The sequence below is a fragment of the Solibacillus ferritrahens genome, assembly GCF_037027585.1.
Taxonomy (GTDB): Bacteria; Bacillota; Bacilli; order Bacillales_A; family Planococcaceae; genus Solibacillus; species Solibacillus ferritrahens.
In genome coordinates this window covers 1-23,604 of sequence record NZ_JAXCLE010000004.1, presented here as the reverse complement: position 1 = coordinate 23,604, position 23,604 = coordinate 1, and the positions used below count along the sequence as shown (strand labels likewise).

At 39.2% G+C, this 23,604-nt stretch carries 21 protein-coding genes and 4 tRNA genes; 4 read left to right on the top strand and 21 right to left on the bottom strand.

Going from position 1 to position 23,604, the window contains the following annotated elements; all coding sequences use genetic code 11:
• The first annotated feature begins 484 nt into the window (after nt 1-484).
• Both exaC and SNE38_RS05390 read left to right on the top strand, forming a co-directional pair.
• Nucleotides 485-2,005, top strand: coding sequence for an acetaldehyde dehydrogenase ExaC (gene exaC / locus SNE38_RS05395; protein ID WP_191703315.1), 1,521 nt, complete (start codon nt 485-487; stop codon nt 2,003-2,005).
• 65 nt (nt 2,006-2,070) lie between these two features.
• The gene (locus SNE38_RS05390; protein ID WP_191703316.1) at nt 2,071-2,397 is read left to right on the top strand and encodes a DUF779 domain-containing protein; all 327 of its coding nucleotides are present in this window, start codon (nt 2,071-2,073) and stop codon (nt 2,395-2,397) included.
• 397 nt (nt 2,398-2,794) lie between these two features.
• On the opposite strand, the gene SNE38_RS05385 is transcribed toward SNE38_RS05390, so the two are convergent.
• The gene (locus SNE38_RS05385; protein WP_191703317.1) at nt 2,795-4,009 is read right to left on the bottom strand and encodes a helix-turn-helix domain-containing protein; all 1,215 of its coding nucleotides are present in this window, start codon (nt 4,007-4,009) and stop codon (nt 2,795-2,797) included.
• Between the two features lie 136 nt (nt 4,010-4,145).
• Here SNE38_RS05385 and SNE38_RS05380 point away from each other — a divergent pair, with 136 nt between their 5' ends.
• Nucleotides 4,146-5,441, top strand: coding sequence for a S8 family peptidase (locus tag SNE38_RS05380; RefSeq protein ID WP_336046045.1), 1,296 nt, complete (start codon nt 4,146-4,148; stop codon nt 5,439-5,441).
• Nucleotides 5,442-5,865: 424 nt separating this feature from the next.
• The gene (locus SNE38_RS05375; RefSeq protein WP_191703319.1) at nt 5,866-6,729 is read left to right on the top strand and encodes a helix-turn-helix domain-containing protein; all 864 of its coding nucleotides are present in this window, start codon (nt 5,866-5,868) and stop codon (nt 6,727-6,729) included.
• A 156-nt stretch (nt 6,730-6,885) separates the two neighbouring features.
• On the opposite strand, the gene SNE38_RS05370 is transcribed toward SNE38_RS05375, so the two are convergent.
• The 20 genes from SNE38_RS05370 to SNE38_RS05275 form a co-directional block, all read right to left on the bottom strand.
• Nucleotides 6,886-8,085, bottom strand: coding sequence for an MFS transporter (locus SNE38_RS05370; RefSeq protein ID WP_191703320.1), 1,200 nt, complete (start codon nt 8,083-8,085; stop codon nt 6,886-6,888).
• A 1-nt stretch (nt 8,086) separates the two neighbouring features.
• A complete protein-coding gene (locus SNE38_RS05365) occupies nt 8,087-9,367 on the bottom strand; it encodes a TRAP transporter large permease (RefSeq protein ID WP_191703321.1) in 1,281 nt (426 codons plus the stop codon).
• Complete coding sequence (locus SNE38_RS05360; protein WP_191703322.1) at nt 9,364-9,873, bottom strand: TRAP transporter small permease; 510 nt, start codon at nt 9,871-9,873, stop codon at nt 9,364-9,366. Before SNE38_RS05360 ends, SNE38_RS05365 begins: the two co-directional genes overlap by 4 nt.
• 39 nt (nt 9,874-9,912) lie before the next feature.
• A complete protein-coding gene (gene dctP / locus SNE38_RS05355) occupies nt 9,913-10,929 on the bottom strand; it encodes a TRAP transporter substrate-binding protein (protein ID WP_191703323.1) in 1,017 nt (338 codons plus the stop codon).
• A gap of 182 nt (nt 10,930-11,111) precedes the next feature.
• The gene (locus tag SNE38_RS05350) at nt 11,112-11,885 is read right to left on the bottom strand and encodes a 2-keto-4-pentenoate hydratase (RefSeq protein WP_191703324.1); all 774 of its coding nucleotides are present in this window, start codon (nt 11,883-11,885) and stop codon (nt 11,112-11,114) included.
• Nucleotides 11,882-12,895: a 4-hydroxy-2-oxovalerate aldolase gene (gene dmpG, locus SNE38_RS05345; RefSeq protein WP_336046044.1), complete on the bottom strand. Its 1,014-nt coding sequence runs from the start codon at nt 12,893-12,895 to the stop codon at nt 11,882-11,884. Before dmpG ends, SNE38_RS05350 begins: the two co-directional genes overlap by 4 nt.
• A complete protein-coding gene (locus tag SNE38_RS05340; protein WP_191703326.1) occupies nt 12,892-13,782 on the bottom strand; it encodes an acetaldehyde dehydrogenase (acetylating) in 891 nt (296 codons plus the stop codon). Before SNE38_RS05340 ends, dmpG begins: the two co-directional genes overlap by 4 nt.
• 11 nt (nt 13,783-13,793) lie before the next feature.
• On the bottom strand, nt 13,794-14,573 hold the full coding sequence (locus SNE38_RS05335) for a 2-keto-4-pentenoate hydratase (RefSeq protein WP_191703327.1): 780 nt from the start codon (nt 14,571-14,573) through the stop codon (nt 13,794-13,796).
• Between the two features lie 16 nt (nt 14,574-14,589).
• Nucleotides 14,590-16,050, bottom strand: coding sequence for an aldehyde dehydrogenase (locus SNE38_RS05330; RefSeq protein ID WP_191703328.1), 1,461 nt, complete (start codon nt 16,048-16,050; stop codon nt 14,590-14,592).
• 110 nt (nt 16,051-16,160) lie between these two features.
• Nucleotides 16,161-16,619, bottom strand: coding sequence for a RidA family protein (locus tag SNE38_RS05325; RefSeq protein ID WP_191703329.1), 459 nt, complete (start codon nt 16,617-16,619; stop codon nt 16,161-16,163).
• Nucleotides 16,619-17,623, bottom strand: a complete 1,005-nt coding sequence (locus tag SNE38_RS05320) for an amidohydrolase family protein (protein WP_336046142.1) — start codon at nt 17,621-17,623, stop codon at nt 16,619-16,621. The genes SNE38_RS05325 and SNE38_RS05320 overlap by 1 nt, the downstream gene beginning before the upstream one ends.
• Nucleotides 17,620-18,177 carry a 3-hydroxyanthranilate 3,4-dioxygenase gene (locus tag SNE38_RS05315; RefSeq protein ID WP_191703331.1) on the bottom strand — a complete coding sequence of 186 codons (558 nt, stop codon included), beginning with the start codon at nt 18,175-18,177 and terminating at the stop codon, nt 17,620-17,622. The genes SNE38_RS05320 and SNE38_RS05315 overlap by 4 nt, the downstream gene beginning before the upstream one ends.
• Nucleotides 18,178-18,263: 86 nt before the next feature.
• Nucleotides 18,264-19,013, bottom strand: a complete 750-nt coding sequence (locus SNE38_RS05310; protein WP_191703332.1) for an IclR family transcriptional regulator — start codon at nt 19,011-19,013, stop codon at nt 18,264-18,266.
• A gap of 16 nt (nt 19,014-19,029) precedes the next feature.
• The gene (locus SNE38_RS05305; RefSeq protein WP_191703333.1) at nt 19,030-20,508 is read right to left on the bottom strand and encodes a 4-hydroxyphenylacetate 3-hydroxylase family protein; all 1,479 of its coding nucleotides are present in this window, start codon (nt 20,506-20,508) and stop codon (nt 19,030-19,032) included.
• A 20-nt stretch (nt 20,509-20,528) separates the two neighbouring features.
• Nucleotides 20,529-21,008, bottom strand: coding sequence for a flavin reductase family protein (locus SNE38_RS05300; protein ID WP_191703334.1), 480 nt, complete (start codon nt 21,006-21,008; stop codon nt 20,529-20,531).
• Nucleotides 21,009-21,323: 315 nt separating this feature from the next.
• Nucleotides 21,324-22,901, bottom strand: a complete 1,578-nt coding sequence (locus tag SNE38_RS05295) for an S-layer homology domain-containing protein (RefSeq protein ID WP_191703335.1) — start codon at nt 22,899-22,901, stop codon at nt 21,324-21,326.
• 337 nt (nt 22,902-23,238) lie between these two features.
• A tRNA-Glu gene (locus SNE38_RS05290) sits at nt 23,239-23,310 on the bottom strand.
• Nucleotides 23,311-23,314: 4 nt separating this feature from the next.
• Nucleotides 23,315-23,390 (bottom strand) — tRNA-Asn (locus SNE38_RS05285).
• Nucleotides 23,391-23,403: 13 nt separating this feature from the next.
• Nucleotides 23,404-23,480 (bottom strand) — tRNA-Ile (locus SNE38_RS05280).
• Between the two features lie 11 nt (nt 23,481-23,491).
• Nucleotides 23,492-23,565, bottom strand: a tRNA-Gly gene (locus SNE38_RS05275).
• Between the last annotated feature and the right edge of the window lie 39 nt (nt 23,566-23,604).

Below are 23,604 nucleotides of genomic sequence, written 5' to 3'. Positions count from 1 at the left end.
TAATAGTAGTTAGTTATATTTTAGCTGAAACTATTTCGTAAAGCGAACAAGTAGCGCGTATAAACAGAAAATGTAAAATTCTTTTTTTACAATAATTAGGTGTTCTACCCACCTTTTATGCTAAAAAAAACAAAAAATCAGTATTTTAATAGTATCATTTATAAATATTTTAAAAAGAATTTTTATCAGGATAGATTTATATTTATACATTATTTTTCATTGTTAAATCTTGTTATATAATAAATATAAATTATAATACTATAGAGTTAAATCAATATTCTACTCAATTAACTGATGCTAAAATCCCTTCTGTATCAGTACATGAAGCTATGTATCCTAGTTAAGAAAATATACACTTTCACTTTACAAATATAGTTATGTAGTTATTTTTGTAAGCCTTTTCATTTGTAACTTCCCTTTTGTAGGTGCATAATCAAATTATAAAGTTAATAAACTTTAAATTGAGTGATAGAGGTGTAGTTAAATGATCTATGCAAATCCTAATACTGCTGGTGCAGTAGTTAACTTTAAAGAAAAATACGATAACTTTATCGGTGGCGAATGGGTAGCTCCTGTTAAAGGGCAATACCTAGATGTAAAATCACCTGTAACTGGTAAAGTATTTACAACAGTTGCACGTTCAACTGAAGAAGATATTGAATTAGCATTAGACGCAGCACATGCAGCTAAAGGTGCCTGGGCACAAACTTCTGTTGCATACCGCGCGAATATTTTAAATAAAATTGCAGACCGCATTGAAGAAAATCTAGAAAAGATCGCTGTTGCTGAAACTTGGGACAATGGTAAAGCAGTACGCGAAACATTAAACGCTGATATTCCTTTAGTAGTTGATCACTTCCGTTACTTTGCTGGTGCGATTCGTGCACAACAAGGCGGAATTTCTGAAATCGACAACGATACAGTAGCATACCACTTCCACGAGCCAATCGGGGTTGTCGGTCAAATTATCCCTTGGAACTTCCCATTATTAATGGCTTCTTGGAAAATTGCTCCGGCATTAGCGGCTGGTAACGTAATCGTAATGAAGCCTGCTGAACAAACACCAGCTTCAATTATGGTATTAATCGAGTTAATTCAAGACTTATTACCAAAAGGCGTATTCAACATTGTTAATGGTTTAGGGATTGAAGTTGGTAAACCACTTGCTACGAACCCACGTATTAACAAAGTGGCGTTCACTGGTTCTACTGGTGTAGGTCGTCTAATTATGCAATACGCTACAGAGAATATTATTCCTGTAACATTAGAGCTTGGCGGTAAATCACCTAACGTCTTCTTCCCAGACGTAATGGATCATGACGATGAGTATTTAGATAAAGCTATTGAAGGTTTAGTAATGTTCGCATTAAACTCAGGCGAAATTTGTACTTGTCCTTCACGTGCATTAGTTCATGAATCAATCTATGACAAATTCATGGAGCGTGTATTAGAACGAGTTAAAGCAATCAAAATTGGTAACCCGTTAGATACAGAAGTAATGATGGGTGCTCAAGCTTCAAACGAGCAATTACAAAAAATCTTATCTTACATCGAAATCGGTAAAGAAGAAGGCGCTGAATTATTAATCGGCGGCTACCAAAACCAATTAGATGCTGACCAAGAAGGCGGCTACTATGTGGCACCAACAGTATTCAAAGGTCACAACAAAATGCGTATCTTCCAAGAAGAGATCTTTGGTCCAGTTCTTTCTGTAACAACATTCTCTACTTTCGAAGAAGCTATGGAAATCGCTAATGATACTGAATTCGGTTTAGGCGCTGGTGTATGGTCTCGTAACATGGATACAGCTTACCGTGCTGTTCGTGGTATCCAAGCTGGTCGTGTTTGGACAAACACTTACCACCAATATCCTGCTCACGCAGCATTCGGTGGATATAAAAAATCAGGTATTGGTCGCGAAAACCACTTAATGATGTTAGATCACTACCAACAAACAAAATGTATGTTAGTAAGCTACAACAAAAACGCTCAAGGGTTCTTCTAAACCGAAGCGACTTATTAGAGGATGTACTTTTATAGTGCATCCTCTTTTTTATAGGGAGGATGTTTATGGATAAGCTTATCGTAACCGAAAAAGCTGTTGAAGTAATCGAGCTGTTGAAGGCGAAGCACGGCAACTTAGTATTTGAGCAGTCTTCTGGATGCTGTGATGGCACGGTGCCGATGTGTTTCCAAGCAGATGGTCATTATATTAGCAGTCAGCTTGTACTAATCGGAGAAATTGCAGGTGTTCCGTATTACATTGATAAGCATCAAGCGGAGTATTTAAAACATATGCAACTACTTGTTGATGTGATGGAAGGACGCGGTGCTTCATTTTCATTGGAGAGCGCGGAAGGCTTTGCTTTTTTGATGAAGTCTAGTGTAATGGAATAAATATAAAACGGGGCTGGGACAAAACCCGCCTCACAATAAACAGCCGTTCAAATTTTACGATTAGTAAAATTTGAACGGCTGTTTATTGTGCCTACTTCGTAGCCGTAGTTCTCCGTTACGGCGGACGCTTTCCTGGGGTGGGGGCACGGCTCGAGCCAGTAGTCTCTCCCACGTAAGAGGATAACACCTCTCCGAATATTTTCTTTATAAAGCGCAAAAAGAGAAATTGCATTGTGCAATTTCTCTTTTTGCGTGAACTGGAACTAATTCTGTCCCAGCCTCTTTATTTTATAATAATACCGGTGGATAAATAGGAATAGACAACGTAACGAATGCAACACTTAGTAATAAAATTGATAATTTCACATTTTTCTTCATATTTTCGTCTCCTTTATAGTTAAATAAATTGGATTGCTTTTTCAAACTTTTTTTCCTGTCGGTAGTACTCACCTAATAAATAAGAAAATTGCTGGTGGATTACTTTAAATTCTTCATTATTTGCTGTAAACGGAATTAACCTCCCTTCTAAAAAAACCATTGCTTTCTTTTCTTCTCCTGTTAGCAAATATAAATAAAAAGAAGCAAATAAATTAAAACTTATTTTTTTCATTTTTTTTGCTTCTTCCTTTAAAACAGTAAAGGTTTTTATACTCTCTTCCCCTTGGTTGAGGCGATATTGTGTAATGCCTAGATTGTATAAACAAAATAAATAGTTATCACTATTTTTCCCCATTAAAGAAGCACTTTTTTCAAAGTAGACTAATGCACTTTCATACTCTCCTCTTATTTGGTACAAATCCCCCAAATTATGATAGATAGCAGGCAGTAGCTGCTGTTGCTGCAAAAGTTCCACATTTCTCAATAGATGTTCATAGATTTCGATTGCTTCATTAAATACTTTCCCTTGAGAATAATAAAGCGCCAACGACATTGATGTATAAATAATTCTTTTAAAATTAAACTGGTCCTTATAAAATTGAAGGGCTTTTCTACCGTAAATAATCGCCTGGCTTGTCTCTTCCAACCGCCCTTTTATTAAAGAGAAGTGGTAATAAAACTCCCCTTCCAGTGAACCTAGATCCGGATGTAGATTAAGAATCTGAGTAAGTTCAACAGCTGCTTCAGCATATTTCCCTCTTGTTATTAAAACTAATGCATAATAGTAGGAATGTAAATATTTCTCATGTTGGGAAAAATTCTTACGGTGGGCATTTAGCCACCTTAACTGGCCTTCTGCTAGTTTATATTCATTGAAAAACACATAATAACGTAATTTATAAAGCTCGTATAAATAAATGCATTCCGTAAAGCCGATAATTTCTTCGTATTCTTTCAATCTTTCCATTATTTCTTTCGCTTTTTCATTCTCTAAATAGTTTATATGTTTTTGTAAATTATTCAGTAATATAATAATATTCTGCTCGCTGTTTTCTACATCATGTATGTTAATATTCAACCGTTCCAGCAACAGGCGAATTGTCTCACTGTTAGCTTCTTTATTGTTATTCTCGATTTTGCTTAAATGGGGTATTGAACAAATCCCCGCTGCTACCGCATTTTGAGTCATTCCCAATTTTGTACGGTAGTACTTAATTAATGAACCTATTTTCATTCAAATAAACGCCCCTTTCGAATGGCTAGGTATTTTATCCAGTATACTTAAATTTTTCCCAATAATCAAAAAAATGAAAATATGTTAGATTCAAATAGTAATCTTATCATCTATTTAGAAAAGGGGTCAGGAAAAAATGAAAAAAGTAAAAAGTACATTATTAGGTCTTTTGATGGCGGGAGCATTAGTAAGTCCTGTGCAGGCGACAACATTGAATACTGAAGACAGCTCGGCTAATAACGTCGGTCAGGAAAAGTTCCGAGTGTATGTTGAAGCAAATAACCAATCGGCAAAGGCATCAGTAAAAACACAGTATTCTGCTCGCTGGGAGTTAACAGAAAACGGCTTTTCTACTGAAATGAATGAAAAACAGTTCCAAGCGTTGCAGAATAACAAAAATATCACAGTTACAAAAGTTCCTGTCGTTAAATTAGACACACTCAATCTGGAGGAGGATTATTCAGTAGAAAATCGAGAACCCGATGCGTCGATTTATGCTAGAGCTTCACAGCAAGTACCGTGGGGCATTAAAGCCATTTACAACAACAACTCGTTAACATCAACGTCTGGTGGTAGTGGTATTAATATCGCCGTACTGGATACGGGTGTCAATACTTCTCACAGTGACCTTGCTAATAATGTGGAACAGTGTAAAGACTTTACGACTGCAACACCACTTGTGAACAATAGTTGCACAGACAGAAACGGTCATGGCACACACGTTGCCGGTTCAGCATTAGCTGATGGTGGAAGCGATAGAGGTGGTGTTTACGGCGTTGCACCAGATGCTGATCTTTGGGCTTACAAAGTATTAACAGACAGCGGTTCAGGATATTCAGATGATATTGCTGCAGCGATCCGACACGCAGCAGATCAAGCAACTTCTACTCGTACTAAAACAATCATTAATATGTCACTAGGTTCTTCAGCCAATAACAGCCTCATCTCAAGTGCTGTCAACTATGCATACAGTAAAGGTGTTCTAGTTATTACTGCAGCCGGTAATTCTGGCTATGCACAAGGATCAATCGGTTATCCGGGAGCATTACCGAATGCAGTTGCAGTTGCTGCTCTGGAAAATGTACAGCAAAACGGGACGTACCGTGTAGCTGACTACTCATCTCGCGGATATGCCTCAACAGCAGGTGATTATGTAATCCAGCAGGGAGATATTGAAATTTCAGCTCCAGGTTCGTCAATTTATTCTACATGGCATAATGGCGGATACAATACAATTAGCGGCACATCAATGGCTACTCCTCATGTATCAGGTTTAGCAGCAAAGATTTGGGCTCAAAACCCGTCATGGTCTCACACGCAACTGCGCTCTAACTTACAAACAAGAGCAAAGGCTGTAGACATTAAAGGTGGTCACGGTGCCTCGACAGGCGATGACTACGCTTCAGGATTCGGTTTTGCCCGCGTTCAGTAATTAATAGAAATATAAGTTAGGTATATTAACAATAGTAGCCAAACCGAGGCCATAGTTTTGGTTTGGCTACTCTTTTTTATCGTTTTAAATAAAAATGATTGATATAACATGGCAATTGTACGTATATGATTACTTTACATAAAAAAACACCAATTTTTACATCTAATAAGACGTAAAATCAGTGCTTCAAATATTAAAAATTCTAAGTAATATTCTTTACTTTTTTCTAAGTATTGAGTAAATCTTTGGCAAATCGATATTTGCTGTAGAAATCTTAGAATACATCGATTCCTATTAACCATACATCTAATGCTTCAACTAATGACATTAAAATTTCCATCTCAATCCCCCCTTTCACTTAAAAATATTACTATATTTTGAAAAAAAGTAGTAATATTATTCGTATACGAATAGGAGGTAGTTTATGTTTTTATCAAATGCAGTCCGTGATGTACGTTTATTAAAAGGAATGACTCAACGGGACGTTAGCGAGGGAAATATTTCTCAAGGTACATATTCAAAGTTTGAAAAAGGAACTGCAGATATCCCTACCCAAGCGTTAATTGGTATCTTGAATAATCTTAATATTGATTTGGAGGAAATACTCTTTATCGCAAACGGCTATAGCTATACAGAAGAAGAAAAACTGTACCGTGAGTTTTTTAGATTTTCTGTTACAAATACTAATTCATTGGAAGAATTCATTTATAAGTGTGAAAAATATTTGGAAGTAAGGAACGAATCCACAATTGCTTTCCTTCACCAAATTTCGGAATTTTTATTAGAAGCTTTTCGAAATGAGGATATATATTTCAACAAATCTCAAGCGCTTCATTTTTTAGATTTCTTTTCTAACAAAGAACAACTATTTATAAAGGACTTATATATAATAAACGCTATTTTCTTTCTATTCCCGGTAGAAGTCGCCCATTTAACGATTGAATATGTCGAGAAATCCCTTAAAAAGTATAAGGATTTCCAATCAATTAACCGTATAGAAGTTAATTTCAGACTGAATTATAGCTTAATGTTAATAAAGGATAAATTAGAAGATAAAGCTTTGCAGCAACTTGATCTGCTTATACCGAAAGTGAAAAATTTTAAGATGCACTATCAAATGGCTATTGTCTATATACGCAAAGGAATTTGCCTACATAATTTAAATCAAAAAGAAGAAGGTGCTGATTATATCCAGCGGGGGTTATTGATTTTGGAAACAATCGAAGAACATGATTTATATAGCCACATGCAAAAGGAAATTAATAAGTATCAATCAAGTAACAAATGAATAAACAATAATGAGACTACACCTGGAAAGTGTTAAAAGCCAATTCACACTATTTTTTAGTATGAATCGGCTTTTGTTACGGAAAAAATCAATACATTCCCGCAAAATTATTTGTTCTCAAAAGAAGCTTTGATATAAATCCAATCCTACGTGCCACTAATTTAAAACCCTCCGCTTCTTTTCATTAAAAAGCACTACGATAATAATTAGTGCACATAAACTGCTTGCACAAGCTAAAAAAGCCCCTGCATGTAAATAACTCGTTTGATCTAAAATATATCCAAAAAGTGGCGGGATAATAAAAACACCTACAGAAGCAAATGTCACGCTATATCCACTCGCTGAGCCACTCAACGTTTCCGGAACACTTTCAACAGCTAAGTTCATCCAAATCCCATTAAATCCGGATAGTGAAAAGCCGATCGTTGCAATGACCATTAACAGCAGCAGACGATCTTGGACTATATGTAAACCAAATAAAGCCGATGGTAGCCACAACGCAATAATGAACAGCACGATCCAACGGTTGCTTCGTAAAAACTTGTCACTAATCACTCCCCATAGAACGCGACCAAGTGCCCCGAAAATTTCAGAGCAGGCAAGCGCTAAACCTGCTAAATAAACAGCCCATACCTTTATCTCAATTAAATATAATAGAAGATACGTATTAAACGTAACTTGTATGCCCATTAAAATGAGCGCAACTAAAGTAGAAAAAAATAGCGGCGTTGATTTCATTAATTTTTTCATCTGAGAAATTAAAGATACTTCTGTAGCACTATGTGAACTAAATGTTTCCTCGTACGGTTTTAGTAACATATAGACGAATATACCGATTACTAATAATAAAAGGGATGCCATCGCAATTGTTTGCTGCCAGCCGATATATTCTGCAATGGCGATTAATACAATACTTGATAAAGCAGAGCCTAGTGTAATTGACATTTGCTTCATGCCCATCGGCAATGCTATTTTCTGAATGGGATAAAGCTGGACTAGCATTTTATTTGTTACAGGATGCATTCCTCCGTAACCAAGCCCTGCTAACATAATAAAAAGCAGCGCTATAAAGTAATTACCATCAATCGTAGCAAGTAAGAGAAAACCGCTACCGACAATTGACATCAACAACAGCAGCAGACGATGGGTTGCCACTTTATCAGCGAGAAAACCCATAGGCAATGTCGCTAAAAACTGTCCAACGAACAATGCGGTTGGCAGAAAGCCGATTTGAAAGCTCGTCAGCGTAAAACTTTCTCCAATATAAGCAGCAAATGGATTTAGGCTCCGTCCCACAAACGCGGTAAATAGCTGTGAGAGAACAATCAGCCATACGAACCATCTCACCTGTTTCATATTAGAACCCTAAGAATCTAGGAATTACTAAAACTAAATCCGGAATGTACGTAATAATGAATAATACGATAACCGATACGATTATGAACGGGAAAACAGCCTTTACTAAACGTTCAAACTTAATATCTGCCATCGATGATACGATAAATAGTCCTGTACCTACCGGCGGAGTTAATAAACCTAGCGTTAAGTTAATACAAATAATTACCCCAAAGTGTACCGGATCAATTTGAAGCGCGTGTACAAGAGGCATTAATACTGGTACTAAAATGACAAGCGCCGCAATACCATCGATTAACATACCGACAATTAATAATAAAATGTTAACTAACAGTAAGAACACCCAAGGACTTTCCGTGAAGCTTAAAATTAAGTCGGCCATTAATTGCGGAATTTGCTCAAACGCTATCATCCAGCCAAAAATGTTGGCCATAATAATTAAAAACGTCACCGTCGCAGTATTTGTTACTGTATTTACTAGCATTTTTGGAAACTTTTTAATATCTAGCTCTCGGTAAACAAATAACCCGATGATAATGGCTAAAAAGCACGCAACAGCTGCTGATTCTGTCGCTGTAAAAATACCGCGTAAAATACCTACCACTACTATTAAAGGAATAAGTAACGCCGGTAACGTCTTTAACACTCCTTGTAAAATCTCCTTGAAGGAACTGCGCTCACTTTTCGGGAAATTATGTTTATAGCCCATATATGCAATCATCATCATGAAAGCAATTCCATATAAGATCCCTGGTAAAATCCCTGCCATGAACATCGCACCAATCGATGTACTCGACAACGTTCCATAAATAATGAATATCATACTAGGTGGAATAATCGGCGCAATAATTGATGAAGCAAGTGTAATTGCCCCTGCAAACTCACGCTTATAACCCTCTTTTTCCATTTGTGGCACCATAACTTTACTCATCATCGCAGCTTGGGCGTTTGCAGAGCCTAAGATGGATGCTAAGAACATATTCGCTACAACCGTTACATACGCCAATCCACCACGGAAATGCCCTAAAATTAGCTTTGCAAAATTAACAAGCCTTGTCGTAATACCGCCCTCATTCATAATTTCACCCATTAACATAAACAAAGGAATTGCTAATAAACCAAAATTTTCGAGCCCTGAAAACATGCGAAGTGGTGTCGATTCCAACAGTAAAGCCTGCCCATTGATTAAAAAGTAAACAACTGTCGTTATCCCCAAAACTAAAGAAATTGGAATACCTAAAATTAATAAGATGACAAATACTGCAATTGTAATAAATGTCATACTACCTCATCTCCAATCTCTTTTTGCTGTGGTTTCTCTTCATTTCTAAATAGTCGAATCAGTCGTGCAACAATATGGATTGTGGCAAATAATATACCTGTCGGTACCGCACTGTATGGAATCCACATTGGCATACCTAGGGACGTAGACTTTTGAAGCATCGTTGAAGGTAGCATAAGCCACTTTACAGAATATACAAAAATAATAATTAAAAAAGCTAACATAATCACATCTTGGACAATTTTTAAAATCCGTTGCTTATTCTCTGATAACGCATCGAGTAAAAAAGTAACTGCGGCTTGTGTACCGTACTTCAAGCCCCAGCTACCTCCTATAAATGAAAACCAAATGAATAAGTAAATCGAAACTTCTGTTGCCCAAGGGAGTGGATCAGATAATACGTAGCGGAAAAATACAGCTGTTACCATGGTAAACGTTAAAATTGCCATTAAAACGCCCATGATAACTTCCTCTACTCTTGTAATAATATTGCTGAGCTTCGTCATCCTGCACCCTCCTAATCGCCGTTCGAATACTGTATTTGATTAACGGTTTGCTTCAATGAATTGCTTAATTAAGTCTGACTGACCTCCGTACTCACTATCAAAAGCTTCAATTTGTTTCTTAAATACGCTTGAATCTAGGTCATACACTTCCATACCTTGATCTGCAAGCTCTTTTCGGAACTCCTCTTCCTGACCAGAACGCGTTGTGACTGCGTAATCACTTGCTACCTTCCAAGCTTGTGTTACAGCATCTTGCGCATCTTGTGAAAGAGCATTGAATTTTTTGTCATTTGTTAAAATTGTTGACGGCCATACCATGTGATTCGTTACCGCCACATATTTTGCGATTTCAGCATATTTATTTGTAATTGTTGCGTCTAAATCCATATCCATCCCATCAATTACGCCTGTTTGTAATGCTGAGTAAACTTCCGTTAATGATAACGATTCTGGCGCTGCACCTGCATTACGGTAAAATGATTGTAGCGCTGGACTTGGTGTTACACGTAATTTCAGGCCTTTTAAATCGTCTGTAGAGTTAATTTTAGTGTCCTTCGTAACGATTGTACGTTGACCAGCAAACAAGTACGTTAAACCTTTAAGACCAGTACCTTCTACTTTCTTTAGTACTTGCTGACCTAAGTCTGATTGCGCTGCCGTATTTGCTTCTTCTAATGTCTCGAATAAATAAGGCGCAAACCATGCCGCCATTTCAGGTGTACGAGACGTTAAATATGCCGCTGTTATCATCGCCATATCAACTGACCCTGCTTCTACTTGCTGCACCATGTCTGCCTCAGAACCTAATTGGCTCGCTGGGTAAATTTCAACCGACATTTTGCCGCCTGTAATCGTCTCCAACTCTTCTTTAAATTTTTCAGAAGCCTGATGCCACATATGATCCGTAGGTGTAATATGTGCTAATTTAAACGTTACCTCTGGATATTCGCCTGTCCCTGCTGAAGCGCTATCCTCCACTGTTTCTTTATCATTGTTACAAGCCGCCAAAACTAAAAGTAACGTAAGCATTGCTGCAAAACTTAAAAGCTTTTTCATGAAATTGCCTCCCCTTTTATCATTTTTTTACTAAGCCTTCTTCTCACTCTTATTTCTTTTTCAAAAAATAATTCATATTTATTCAGAGCGGTAAAAGCAGTACAATTGTCATTTCATAAATAATGGATAGTTACTTTTACGCATTGCAATAAAATTCAGTTATTGGTACCTAACATTCAATGTTACTTCACATTAATTGTTAAGCTGCCCAGTGCACCATAATCGGCTGTTACTGTATCACCTGATTTCACAGCCACTGCATCAGTCATCGCACCCGCCAACACAAGTTCCCCCGGTTGGATGCCCCGTCCTTCTTTACTCAACAGATTCAGCAGTTCAATTACCGAATTAATCGGATGCTCTAAAATGGCTGCACCAGTTCCTTCATATTTCAGCTCATTATTGTGATATACATCCACTTTTATTTGCGCCCAATCAGTTGTAGTCGGTGCATAAGGCTGACTGCCTAACAAAAACTTTGTAGATGAGGCATTGTCTGCAATTACATCCATTAAAGAAAAGGAAAAGTTTTCGTAGCGACTATCAATAACTTCCAACGCCAAATACACATATTCTACTGCCGACCATACTTCATAAGGCATTAAATTTTCTCCGGCAATCGGTTTTTTAAAAGTAAAAGCAACTTCCGGTTCAATACGTGGATGAATGTGATCTGCTGCTGTAATTTCATTGTGGCTCATCAGCATATTGTTCGTTAAGCGACCGTAAATTGTGGATTCCACACCAACTTGAAGCTGCTTTGCTTTACTCGTTAAACCCATCTTCCAGCCTATAAATGCATTACTTGCCGAAATCGATTTTTCGATACTGAGACGTTGAATTTCGTATGCTTCCTCTGATGTTAGCGCCGGATTACTGATCGTAATTTTTTCAATTGCTTTTTTTTCCGATTGTGCCATAGCGATACGCTCTACATATTCATAAATTGTACTCACGATATACTCACCTTTTTTCCCGCCATTTGTTGTGCTACTTCAATAATCATATCTTCTTGTCCACCTACTACTTTACGCTTACCCAGTTCCACTAAAATATCACGGGCATCGACCCCGAATTTCTCTGACGCAACGACAGCATGACGTAAAAAGCTTGAATATACGCCTGCATAGCCCATAATAAAGCTGCCACTAGTAATATCTTGAAGTGCTGGCAAAATATTAGCGCGCACATCATCTGCTAAATCGAGCATTTTGTATAGATCAATACCAGTTTCATAACCTAGGCGATCTAATACCCCGACTAAGACTTCCGTTTGCGTATTTCCTGCCCCAGCACCTAAACAGCACACACTACCATCAATCCTGTTTGCACCTGCCTCAACAGCAGCAAGAGTATTTGCAACTGCTAACGATAAGTTATTGTGTGCATGGAAGCCTATGTCTACCGACAAATGAGCTTTTAACAAACGAATGCGTGCCGTTACATCGCTTGGCAGCATTGCACCTGCCGAATCAGTAACGTAAACAGCATCTGCCCCATACTCTTCCATTAACTTCGCCTGCTCCAAAACAACTTCCGGCGGAGCACTATGAGCCATCATTAAAAACCCAACTACCTCCATGCCCATCGCTTTTGCTGTTTCAATATGCTGCTTTGATACATCGGCTTCTGTCACATGTGTTGCTACGCGAACCATACGCGCACCTGCACCATATGCCTCTTTCAAGTCTTCGATCGTACCAATTCCCGGTAACAACAAAACAGCAATTGTTGAGTTACCGGCCTCTTCTGCCGCGACTTTGACGAGTTCTATGTCATATACCTTTGAAAAGCCATACTGCAAAGATGAGCCTCCTAAGCCATCGCCGTGCGTCACTTCGATATAAGGAACCCCAGCTGCACTTAGTTGCTTTGTTACACTGCGCACCTGTTCTTTTGTAAATTGATGCCCTACAACATGGCTTCCGTCACGTAACGCTACTTCTGTTATCAATAACTTTTTCATGATATATGCACTCCTTCTTGCTGGAGCTGCTGCGCAATCATTTCAGCGACTTTCAAACCTGCAGCTGTCATTATATCCAGGTTACCGGCATACACCGGCAAATAATCTCCTAGCCCTTCCACTTCTAAAAATACCTTTACTTCGCGTCCATCCACCAAAGGTTCGATTTTCAAACGGTAGCCTGGTACATATTCGTTGACTGCCTGCACTATTTCTTTAATGGATTGCTTAATTTGCAATGGATCTTTCGCTTCTTCCTCTAATAAACAAGAAACGGTATCACGCATAAGCATTGGTGGCTCTGCTGGATTTAAAATAATAATGGCTTTCCCTTGTTTTGCACCGCCAACTTGTTCAATGGCACGAGCTGTTGTTTCTGTAAATTCATCAATGTTCGCACGTGTACCTGGGCCAGCGCTTTTTGAGGCAATTGTGGCAATGATTTCCGCATAGGCTACACTTTGTATGCGCTGAATTGCATATACAATCGGTATAGTCGCCTGTCCACCGCATGTAATCATATTCACAACTGGCTGATCGATATGCTTTTGTAAATTTACAGCCGGTACAACAAACGGTCCGATTGCTGCAGGTGTCAGGTCAACAATACGTTTTCCTAGTGGCACCAATGCATCAACATGTGTTTGATGTACTTTTGCTGAAGTAGCATCAAATAAAATATCCGCCAGCTCAGGTTGCTGCAAAAATCCTTCAATACCATTAGAAATCGTGTTTATCCCAACATCTTGCGCACGTTTTAATCCATCAGATGCTGGATCAATACCGATTAACACCGACATTTCCAAAGAATCCGAGCGCATGACCTTTTTCATCAGATCCGTACCGATGTTGCCGGAACCGATAATTCCTACCTTCACCTTTTTCATAGAACCTCCTATTAAACACAGCTTAGTTGAATTTTCCCGAGCGTTTCACCAAAGTCCGCTGTAAATTCGTCCCCTGGGCTTGCATCAAGTGCAGCGGATAGAGCACCCGATAAAATTACTTCGCCTTTTTTCACTCCAATATTAAAATCAGCTAACCGATTTACGAGCCATACAACACATGCGGCAGGATTGCCTAAAACATCTGTCCCTTTTCCGCTATTGACCAATTCACCATTTTTATAAAAATTCATTTCTACAGCAGGCAGGTCAATTTCCTCAATCGACTTCTTTATATCCCCTAACACATATTTCGCTGACGATGCGTTATCCGCTATCGTATCTAGCAACTTAATTTTCCAATCTTTAATGCGACTATCAACGATTTCAAGACTCGCAACGACATAATCGGTTGCTGCAAGTACTTGTTCCAACGTAACATTCGGACCAATTAAGTCCTCCTTCATGACAAATGCAATTTCTGCTTCTACACGCGGCTTAATACACTCGCTGCAATCAAGGACATTATTTGTTATAGCCATCGACGCCAGTAAATGACCATAATCCGGTTCATCTACATTGAGCAGCTGCTGCATCGCGCGCGAGGTCAAGCCAATTTTTTTGCCCGTAATATTGTCGCCGGCATTAACTTTACGATGTATTTGCTCAAGCTGAATTGAATAGGCATCCTTTAAACTTAAACTGTCGATTTGTTCCGTCAATGGTGCAATACCTTGACGTGTTTTTTCTGCTTGCGAAATTCTACTTGACCATTCAATTAAATTTACACTCATCATAGGTCACCTGCTTTTATAATTTGATTGTTACGTTCGATTGCTCACAGTAAAATTCGAAGCTATGTGCGCCGCCTTCACGCCCGATTCCACTTTGTTTCATACCGCCAAACGGTGTACGTAAATCGCGTAAATACCATGTATTCACCCATACAATTCCCGATTCGATTTGCCCAGCTACACGGTGCGCACGACGTAAATCATTCGTCCAAATTGTCGCTCCTAAACCATACGTTGTATCATTCGCATAACCAATTACTTCTTCTTCTGAATCAAATGGCAATACCGTAACGACGGGCCCGAAAATTTCTTCCTTTACACAGCGTGAATGTTCATCTAATCCAACAATAATTGTCGGTTCGATAAAGTAGCCCTTTTCCATATGTGCCGGTCGCCTTCCGCCTGTTAAAATTGTGCCGCCTTCTTCTTTAGCAATATCTATATAGTGCATGACTTTTTCGTAATGTTCCTTCCCTACTAATGAGCCGATATTCGTTTTAGAATCAAATGGGTCTCCGACAACCAGCTCTTTCGTACGGGCTACAAATTTCTGCAAAAAGTCATCCATGATGGAACGCTCTACGTATATACGTGATGCACATAAGCATACTTGCCCTTGATTACGGAAGCTCGAGTGTAGTGTCGTTTCCACTACTTCTTCGATATCTGAATCCGCAAAAATTATGGCAGGGTTTTTGCCGCCAAGCTCAAATGACACTTTCTTTAACGTTGGGGCAGCTGCCTTCATAATTGTCGTTCCTGTACGCGTTTCCCCAGTAAAGGTTATCGCATCCACTAATGGGTGCTCTGATAAAAACGCCCCTGCAGAATCTTTTCCGAAACCATGTACAATATTAACAACACCATCCGGCACACCCGCTTCCTTACAAATTTCTGCGAGCTTCGTTGCCGTCATTGGTGTTAATTCAGCCGGTTTCATAACGGCTGTACTACCTGCAGCTAAACATGGGGCAAGCTTCCACGTTAATAATAAGAGCGGCAAGTTCCAAGGATTAATCATTGCCACAACTCCTACCGGTCGCGTTACTGTATAATGCAGCGCAATATTGTCCTGGTTATATGCTTCATTTCCTAATGACGTCACATAATCGGCAAAAAAGTGAAAGTTATGTGCCGCGCGTTTAATATCCATCTCCATTGCTAATGCGTAAGGCTTTCCTGTATCAAGCGCTTCAAGCATTGCAAACTCTTCTACATTTTCCAAAATAAGATCGCCAATTTTGCGAATCACCTGCGAGCGCTGTTTCACTGTAAACGTAGACCATTCGCCTTTTACAGCCGCCTTAGCTGCTTTCACCGCAAAATCGACTTCATCCTGTGTTGCTTCAGCTACCCAACCGATTACTTCTTCAGTTGCTGGATTAATATTTAAAAATTTCCGATCTTCAGCCGCCTCGATATAATGACCGTTAATAAAATTGCGACAATCAATACCCTTTACCTGTACTTGTTGCATATCTTCCTACAGCTATGTGTAGGATTCACCTCGCTTTACGTCGATGTATAAAATAAGGCAACCTTAAAGAAGATAAAGCTATTACTTCCTTAAAGCTGCCGCACGTGCTGTTATTCTTCTACTTCAACAATCATCTCGATTTCAATTGCTGTATTATTCGGCAATTGCGCCATTCCTACCGCTGAACGTGCATGCTTTCCCTTTTCACCAAATACTTCAACAAGTAAATCCGATGCCCCATCCATTACTTTTGGCTGCTGTGTAAAATCAGGAGCAGAATTAACCATTCCTAAAATTTTCACAACGCGCTTCACCTTCGATAAATCTCCTAATTCATGCTTCAGCACTGTAATTAAGTTAATCATCGACTGCCGTGACGCCGCATAGCCCTCTTCAACTGTTAAATCCTCACCAAGCTTACCGTGATATTGGTCAACACCTTGACCTGATGTGAAAATTAAATTTCCCGTACGCACACAGCCTACATAATTTCCAACTGCCGAACGTGGTTTCCCTAGCTCAATGCCCAGCTTCTCCAACTGTGATTCTGGCGTTTGTGTATTATTCATTATTTACTCACACCAATCTTCGCTAAATTTAAAAACTGACGCGCATTTTCGCCAAGAACAGCACTCTTCACTTCGTCTGAAAGCTGCAGCGATTCATCGATGACTTTACCTGGATTAATCTCACGTAGCAAAAATGGGTAATCCGATCCCATAATGATCTTGTCATGACCAAAGCGCTCTAACAAAAAGGCAAAATTGTCTTTATCGTAAACGAGCGAATCGAAATAAAACTTTTTAGCGTAATAACTCGGCGGATGCTCTGTAAGACGTAAATGCGGCCAAACATCCCAGCCTTGATCGAGGCGCGGTAAAATATATGCAAATGACCCGCCGCCATGTGCAAAGCATACTTTGAGGTTCGGACATTTTTCCATCACGCCACTCCATATTAAGCTCGCAGCGGCAAGAGCTGTCTCACTCGGCATGCCTACTGTGTACATAAAGTTATGACGTGGTGTGCGATCTTTCGCCATCGTTTCCCATGGATGAATAAACAGCGGCATCTCCAGCTCTTCAGCCGCTTGGAAAAACGGAAGCAAATAGTCTGCATCCAAGTTTTCGCCATTGACGTTTGTTCCAATTTCAATACCTGCTAACCCAAGTTCCTTACAACGACGCATTTCTGCAATGGCTGCCTCCGCATCCTGCATTGGCACGGTGCCTAACCCAGCAAAATGCGCTGGAAAGTCCTTTACTATGTTAGCGATAAAATCATTTTGGAATTGTGCCATTTCTAGCGCTTGCTCCACTGGTGCCCAGTACGAAAAAGTAACAGGTACAGGTGAAATCACCTGCATATCCACACCTTCTTTTTTCATATCCTCAATACGCTTTTTCGGGTCCCACACTTGATCCGTCACTTCTCGAAACAAATTGCCGCTTACCATAATATCTGCTCCACAAGAACATTTTTGCTCCATTACCGGCCATTTATCATTACCGTACTTCTCTACAAAATTAGGTAAATTCAATGGATAAATGTGTGTATGGAAATCGATTCTCATACTTGCCATTCCTCAACTTTTTCTGACATTACGTGACCGCACTTATCGCACGTACGTAATTCCTCCGAGCCATTGAACTTTGCAATGCCTTCTGCAATCTGTTGTCCGATATTCGTTACTTGGAGCGTTACACGATGTACTTCATGATCGCATTTTTCACATAGCCATACTAAGTCCTCTAGTTCGCCTTCTTGACGTTTATATTCAATTACGATGCCGTATGTGTCAGCTACGCGGTGCGGAGAATGCGGCACATTGCCTGGTAATACGAACATCTCTCCTTCTTTTACTTCAATTACTTCGCGTTTATTTTCATCATTAATGATTTCAACATAGCAAGAGCCTTTTACTTGGTAGAAAATTTCATCTGAAGGGCTTACGTGGAATTCACGACGTGCGTTTGGACCGCCAACTAGCATTACTAAAAACTGAGAATCATTCCATAGTACCGTATTATTTACTGGTGGCTTTAATAAATCTTTGTTTTCCTCTATGATTTTCCAAATGTTTTGAGAGCGTGCCTGCATTTTGCTTACTTCAGTAAAATTGTTCATTGTAAAACCTCCTATTTTTTTGTGCTATGTGCCTCGCTTACTAGTTTTCTATTAAGTAGAATATAATAAGCTAATCACGTTAGCATTTAGATCGTTATATAGCCAATCTCCCGCGATATTGTCTGCGCAGAGCGGATAACCTCATTTAAAATAAGCTGATAATTATGTTCCTGAACGTAATTGATATCGCATACGAAGTTTAATGCGGCAATAACTTGCCCACTATAGCTTTTAATTGGTGCGGCGATTCCAAATGTCCCTGTTTCATTTTCACCCTTGCTAACAGCAAAGCCTTGTTTATAAATCTCTTTTAGCTCTACCTTCAAATCAGCAATATCAGTTATCGTATTTTCCGTAAACTTCTCCATACCATGATGCTCAACCGCCTTCAAAAAAGAAGGGTTATAGGCAAGCAGCACCTTACCGATACTTGTGGCATGAGCCGGGAATCTTGTTACACCGATATATGTCGGCAATACATCTGAATGGGGTGAAACACTTTTAAATATGAATCGGACTTGGCCGTTATCGAACATCCCAACATGAACGCTGCCTTTATAGCGATTTACAAGACTTGCCGCAATTGGTGCGACCTTTTCATTCATCTCCTGCTGATACATGACTTTATTACTCCACTCTAAAATGCGCCAGCCGAGTCGATATTTACGGTCTTTATCTTGCATTAGTATATTTTCCTTGCACATCGTCTTTAAAAAATGGTGTGCTGAGCTAACAGGAAGACCTAACATTTCTGCAATTTGTTTGTTTGACAAAGCTGACTCACTTTCGAAAAATAAATCAATAATTTGTGCCATTTTACTTACAGAAGCGATCATTCCTATTACCTCCTGATTAGTTTGTCTGTGGCTCTTTTACCGTATCTTCCTTCATTAAAATAGCATCAGCTAAATCAAGCGCATTGTCCTTTTTGTACTTGTTGTAGAAAATTGCGCGTTTACGAATTGGATCTCCAGTGTAATAACGCTCATATTGTAATGCGCGCATCCCAAACGCCTCTCCACATAAATCCCAGGCTAGCTTGAAGATTTTCATGCGTGCCTCTGCGTCGATACCTGCACGACCACCATAATGACGATCAATCGTTGGACGCAACTCCTCACTTAAGAAGTCTGCCTCTGTTGGCATCATAAGCAAGCCCCCTGCACCAATTGTCTGCATTACTTCGATTGTGCGGGGGTACATGTCTGGCATCATACCGCGAATTGTTTCCAGTACGACTGGGTTTAATCGTGCCTCTCCATATTCCGTAATTGTATATTCATGCTCTGCTGTACGCAGTAGTGAACGAATAACCTCTGTATTTTGAATTAACTCCCCTAAATCCCGTTGCACATGTAAATATTGGTCTGCTCCGATTGAATCTGCCACTTTACATGCAACTTCCACCGCAAATTTTAGCTTTATATAGCCGCGTACGCCCGATTGATGGGCTGGTTGCTCAGCAATACCTGTCATAGGATACAGCAAGTTTGCTGCCTCAACATTGTTGTAAAGGAATACTTTATCCCAAGGAACAAGTACATCTTCGAAAACCAGTAATGCATCCATTTCTTCATATCGCGATGCAAGTGGATGATCGAATGTTGAACGTGTACCGTCCTGCACAGGCTCACGGCAAATAATTTTCAGCCCTTTTACATCAACCGGTACGGCAAACGCCAGCGCATATCGTTCATCTCCGGGCGCAAAACCTGGGAACGAATAAACAATCACTTCATCTGTCAATGCCGCCAATGTCGCCAGCATTTTTGCCCCGCGTACAATAATTCCTTCAGGTCGTTCCTCTACGACACCAAGATGCGTAAATTTATCAGCCTGTTCATGCGAATTTTTACTTCGGTCATTTTGAGGATTCACAATCGCATGTGTTAAGAAAATATCGTTATCTCGTAAATGCTTATAGTAGTTTTCGATATTCGTTGCCCAGTCCTCATTATATTTGCGTAAAAACCAAGAGTTTTGAGCCAACGATGTTACAACTGTATTTAAAAAATCCGGTGTACGACCCATTAATCCGAAAGTTTGACGTGCCACCACCTCAAACGCCTTACTTCGCTTCATAATATCCTCATAATTATGTGGCATTAAAAAGGATGTCGCCATACGCTCTCCTGTTTCCTCGCACACTACGGTTAAATCATCCTGATATACGGGATCATGCTGCATATCATACAACTTTGCAATTTCCTGTGCAGGTTGTTTAAAGTATGGTTCATCCAAAATATTTTCTACGATTTTCCCGTTTAACCAAACTTCTGGCTTGCGTGACTTTAATGCTTCAATATATTGTGCTCCAGTACGAATCCCCACCATATACACTCCCTTTATAATTATTGCACTTCCTGGCTTTTATACATCGCTGTCGTTCCCATCCTACCTTCAAAGAATGTTAATGAATCACCGTCTTGACGTTCGAATTCTGTAACCTCTCCAATAAACAGCACATGATCACCTGCATCATATTGTTGCCATTGCTTGCATTTAAAGTAGCTCGACACACCGGTAATGCTTGGCGAATCCCCTTCCTTATTCCAAGGAATATCCAGTCCCTCCTGTGGACGACCCGCAAACTGCCATGCAATAGCCTCCTGATCATCCGCCAACACATTGATCGTGAAAGGTTTATTTTGTAACTGCTTATATGAATTTGCTTTTTTATCAATCGACACAAGTGCAAGTGGTGGCTCTAAAGACACCGATGTAAATGAATTCACCGTAATTCCATTAATCCCATCTTCATCAAACCAAGTCACAACTGTTACACCTGTCGGAAACTTTCCAAATGCCTGTCTTAATAATTTTCCGTCCATAATAAAAACCCCCTTTCAAATTATTAATCTCATATTAACAAGATGAATATGGTGGTTATAGCGATAAATTTCACAATATGAAATTATCTAAATTTTTTTAATATTCTTATATTGAAGTTTATAATTCTTCTTTTCGTTAATAACAGTTAATAATCCTCCATTTCGATTTACTCAATTGACGGATAAATTTTTCTATACTAACTTTGATATTCATCATAAAAAGCACCAATGCCTTTCTCATTAGGCATTTGGTGCTTTAAAATTGTTCAACTCAAAAAAGGGATATCCGAACTCCGGACATCCCTTTCATAATAATTATTTTAACTCACAAGCCCAACCATCTTTATCCCCGTCTCTTGCTGCTGCATAGGCAGGGTGAGATGACTTGACACCAGAAGGGTAATATTTACGCATTTCTGTACAGTTTTTAAATGAAGTTGGTGCTCCTGGAATAACATAAGTACCTGAGCTTACATTACCTGTTGGTTTGGTAGGCGTTGTTGGTGTTGTTGTCGGTACAATTAACTCTTTTGCATTAATCGAATAGGTTTGACCATTTGTTGTAGTAACAATTGTACCTGTCTCCGCTGTTGCATAAGCTTTTGTACCGATTGTTTTAATATTTGCCATCACTTCTTTATGTGGATGACCATAGCTGTTGTCTTTTGCGTAGCTTAAAACAATCGCTTCAGGCTTAACCTTTTGTAAAAATGACAGTGAGCTACTTGTACTTGATCCGTGATGACCCGCTTTTAATACAGTTGCCGACACATTATATGCCTTTGAGATTTGTGCCTCTACTTCAGTATCAGCATCACCCATTAATAAAAATGATACATTTTTATACGTAAGCTTCAATACAATGGATGCATCGTTTGTGTTACTTGTCTTTGCATCGACTGCTAATACTTGTGTTTTTACTTCACTATCTAAATTAATGGTTTCCCCTACAGTTGGTTCCTTATAGCGGATATTTTTACTTAAAACAGTTTCCAGTAATTTCTCATACGTCACCGTTGTATGGGATTTACCACTGTTGATAAATTCCCCTACCTGAAATGCTTGAATGACTGCATTTAACCCGCCGATATGATCTGCATCAGGATGGGTTGCGACAATGTAATCGAGCTTCTTCACATTTTGTGCTTTTAAGTACGAAACAACTGTATTGCCATATTCCTTTGTCCCGGCATCTATAAGCATTGTTTTACCATTTGGCGCCTGAATGAATATCGAATCCCCTTGTCCTACATCTAAAAAGTGAACTTTCATTTTTTTTGATGAATTTAGGTTTTCCTGATACTTCACTGCTCGTGCTAAAAAGGCAGAAATATGTGCACGCGTTAAATTATTGGCCGGCTTAAACGTACCATCCTCATAACCGGTTGTTATTTTTGCTGCTGCTAATTGGCTCACTGCTTCATATGCAGTATGACCTTTTTTCACGTCTTTGAAAGTTTTCGTACCGTTTGGCAGATCGAATGCACGTGCAATAAACGCCGCCATATGTCCACGCGTTACTTTTGCCGTCGGCTTAAACGTACCATCTGTATAACCGTTGATGATTCCTGCTTCCACAGCAGATTGAATATAGCCACTATTGGCATGTGATTTTGGAACATCTTTAAATTTCGTGGCACGTTTTGTACCATCCAGTCCGACAGCTTTTGCTACCATGACTGCTACTTCCTCACGCGTCACAATATCCTTCACACCATACGCGTTTTTGTCGGCAGAAATAATACCTTTATTTAATAAATAAGCTATATCATTATAGTTACTATGCTTTGGTGGTACATCTGTAAAGACCTGCTTCGCCTGTGCAGCAGTTGCTGGTAAAGACATTGATATTATAAGAATCAACGTTAGTAATACACTAAATATTTTATTCATTTTTTAACCTCCCGCTATTTATTATAGTTTTTTTAGAATAGAAAGGAAGTTATTTTCAAATAATATATGTGGTTATTTAATACCACTTGTGGCTATTTAACCCTCACTTTATAGAAGGCTTCCAATATAGGAGGAACTTTATTGAGACTCAACCTTAAGATGTTAAAATGAATTTATTTTTCGATTATTGTTTATAGTATGGATTGGCAATATGTATGTTATGTTTCAATAAAATTTTATTTTTTGTCTTTTTTTTATACAAAAAAAATGATTAGCAATTGCATCATATTCCTGACAAAAATAAAAAAGCATGCAGCCTATGCTACATGCTTTAAAATGACCCGTACGGGATTCGAACCCGTGTTACCGCCGTGAAAGGGCGGTGTCTTAACCACTTGACCAACGGGCCTATTTGGCTCCGAAGGCAGGACTCGAACCTGCGACCTGCCGGTTAACAGCCGGATGCTCTACCAACTGAGCTACTTCGGAATAATGAAATATTTGGTGGGCCTAAATGGACTCGAACCATCGACCTCACGCTTATCAGGCGTGCGCTCTAACCAGCTGAGCTATAGGCCCTTATTAAAAACTGGAGCGGGTGATCGGAATCGAACCGACAACATCAGCTTGGAAGGCTGAGGTTTTACCACTAAACTACACCCGCATAAATGGTGGGTTTGGACGGAATCGAACCGCCGACACT

What these genes read in the sequence shown, in the direction of transcription:
- SNE38_RS05335 (WP_191703327.1), bottom strand. Translation starts at nt 14,573, where the DNA reads ATGAGTGTAAATTTAATTGAATGGTCAAGTAGAATTTCGCAAGCAGAA.
- SNE38_RS05380 (WP_336046045.1), top strand. Translation starts at nt 4,146, where the DNA reads ATGAAAAAAGTAAAAAGTACATTATTAGGTCTTTTGATGGCGGGAGCA.
- SNE38_RS05295 (WP_191703335.1), bottom strand. Translation starts at nt 22,901, where the DNA reads ATGAATAAAATATTTAGTGTATTACTAACGTTGATTCTTATAATATCA.
- SNE38_RS05300 (WP_191703334.1), bottom strand. Translation starts at nt 21,008, where the DNA reads ATGGACGGAAAATTATTAAGACAGGCATTTGGAAAGTTTCCGACAGGT.
- dmpG (WP_336046044.1), bottom strand. Translation starts at nt 12,895, where the DNA reads ATGAAAAAGTTATTGATAACAGAAGTAGCGTTACGTGACGGAAGCCAT.
- SNE38_RS05375 (WP_191703319.1), top strand. Translation starts at nt 5,866, where the DNA reads ATGTTTTTATCAAATGCAGTCCGTGATGTACGTTTATTAAAAGGAATG.
- SNE38_RS05340 (WP_191703326.1), bottom strand. Translation starts at nt 13,782, where the DNA reads ATGAAAAAGGTGAAGGTAGGAATTATCGGTTCCGGCAACATCGGTACG.
- SNE38_RS05315 (WP_191703331.1), bottom strand. Translation starts at nt 18,177, where the DNA reads ATGAACAATTTTACTGAAGTAAGCAAAATGCAGGCACGCTCTCAAAAC.
- dctP (WP_191703323.1), bottom strand. Translation starts at nt 10,929, where the DNA reads ATGAAAAAGCTTTTAAGTTTTGCAGCAATGCTTACGTTACTTTTAGTT.
- SNE38_RS05360 (WP_191703322.1), bottom strand. Translation starts at nt 9,873, where the DNA reads ATGACGAAGCTCAGCAATATTATTACAAGAGTAGAGGAAGTTATCATG.
- SNE38_RS05390 (WP_191703316.1), top strand. Translation starts at nt 2,071, where the DNA reads ATGGATAAGCTTATCGTAACCGAAAAAGCTGTTGAAGTAATCGAGCTG.
- SNE38_RS05370 (WP_191703320.1), bottom strand. Translation starts at nt 8,085, where the DNA reads ATGAAACAGGTGAGATGGTTCGTATGGCTGATTGTTCTCTCACAGCTA.
- SNE38_RS05310 (WP_191703332.1), bottom strand. Translation starts at nt 19,013, where the DNA reads ATGATCGCTTCTGTAAGTAAAATGGCACAAATTATTGATTTATTTTTC.
- SNE38_RS05325 (WP_191703329.1), bottom strand. Translation starts at nt 16,619, where the DNA reads ATGAATAATACACAAACGCCAGAATCACAGTTGGAGAAGCTGGGCATT.
- SNE38_RS05385 (WP_191703317.1), bottom strand. Translation starts at nt 4,009, where the DNA reads ATGAAAATAGGTTCATTAATTAAGTACTACCGTACAAAATTGGGAATG.
- SNE38_RS05320 (WP_336046142.1), bottom strand. Translation starts at nt 17,623, where the DNA reads ATGAGAATCGATTTCCATACACACATTTATCCATTGAATTTACCTAAT.
- SNE38_RS05365 (WP_191703321.1), bottom strand. Translation starts at nt 9,367, where the DNA reads ATGACATTTATTACAATTGCAGTATTTGTCATCTTATTAATTTTAGGT.
- SNE38_RS05330 (WP_191703328.1), bottom strand. Translation starts at nt 16,050, where the DNA reads ATGCAACAAGTACAGGTAAAGGGTATTGATTGTCGCAATTTTATTAAC.
- exaC (WP_191703315.1), top strand. Translation starts at nt 485, where the DNA reads ATGATCTATGCAAATCCTAATACTGCTGGTGCAGTAGTTAACTTTAAA.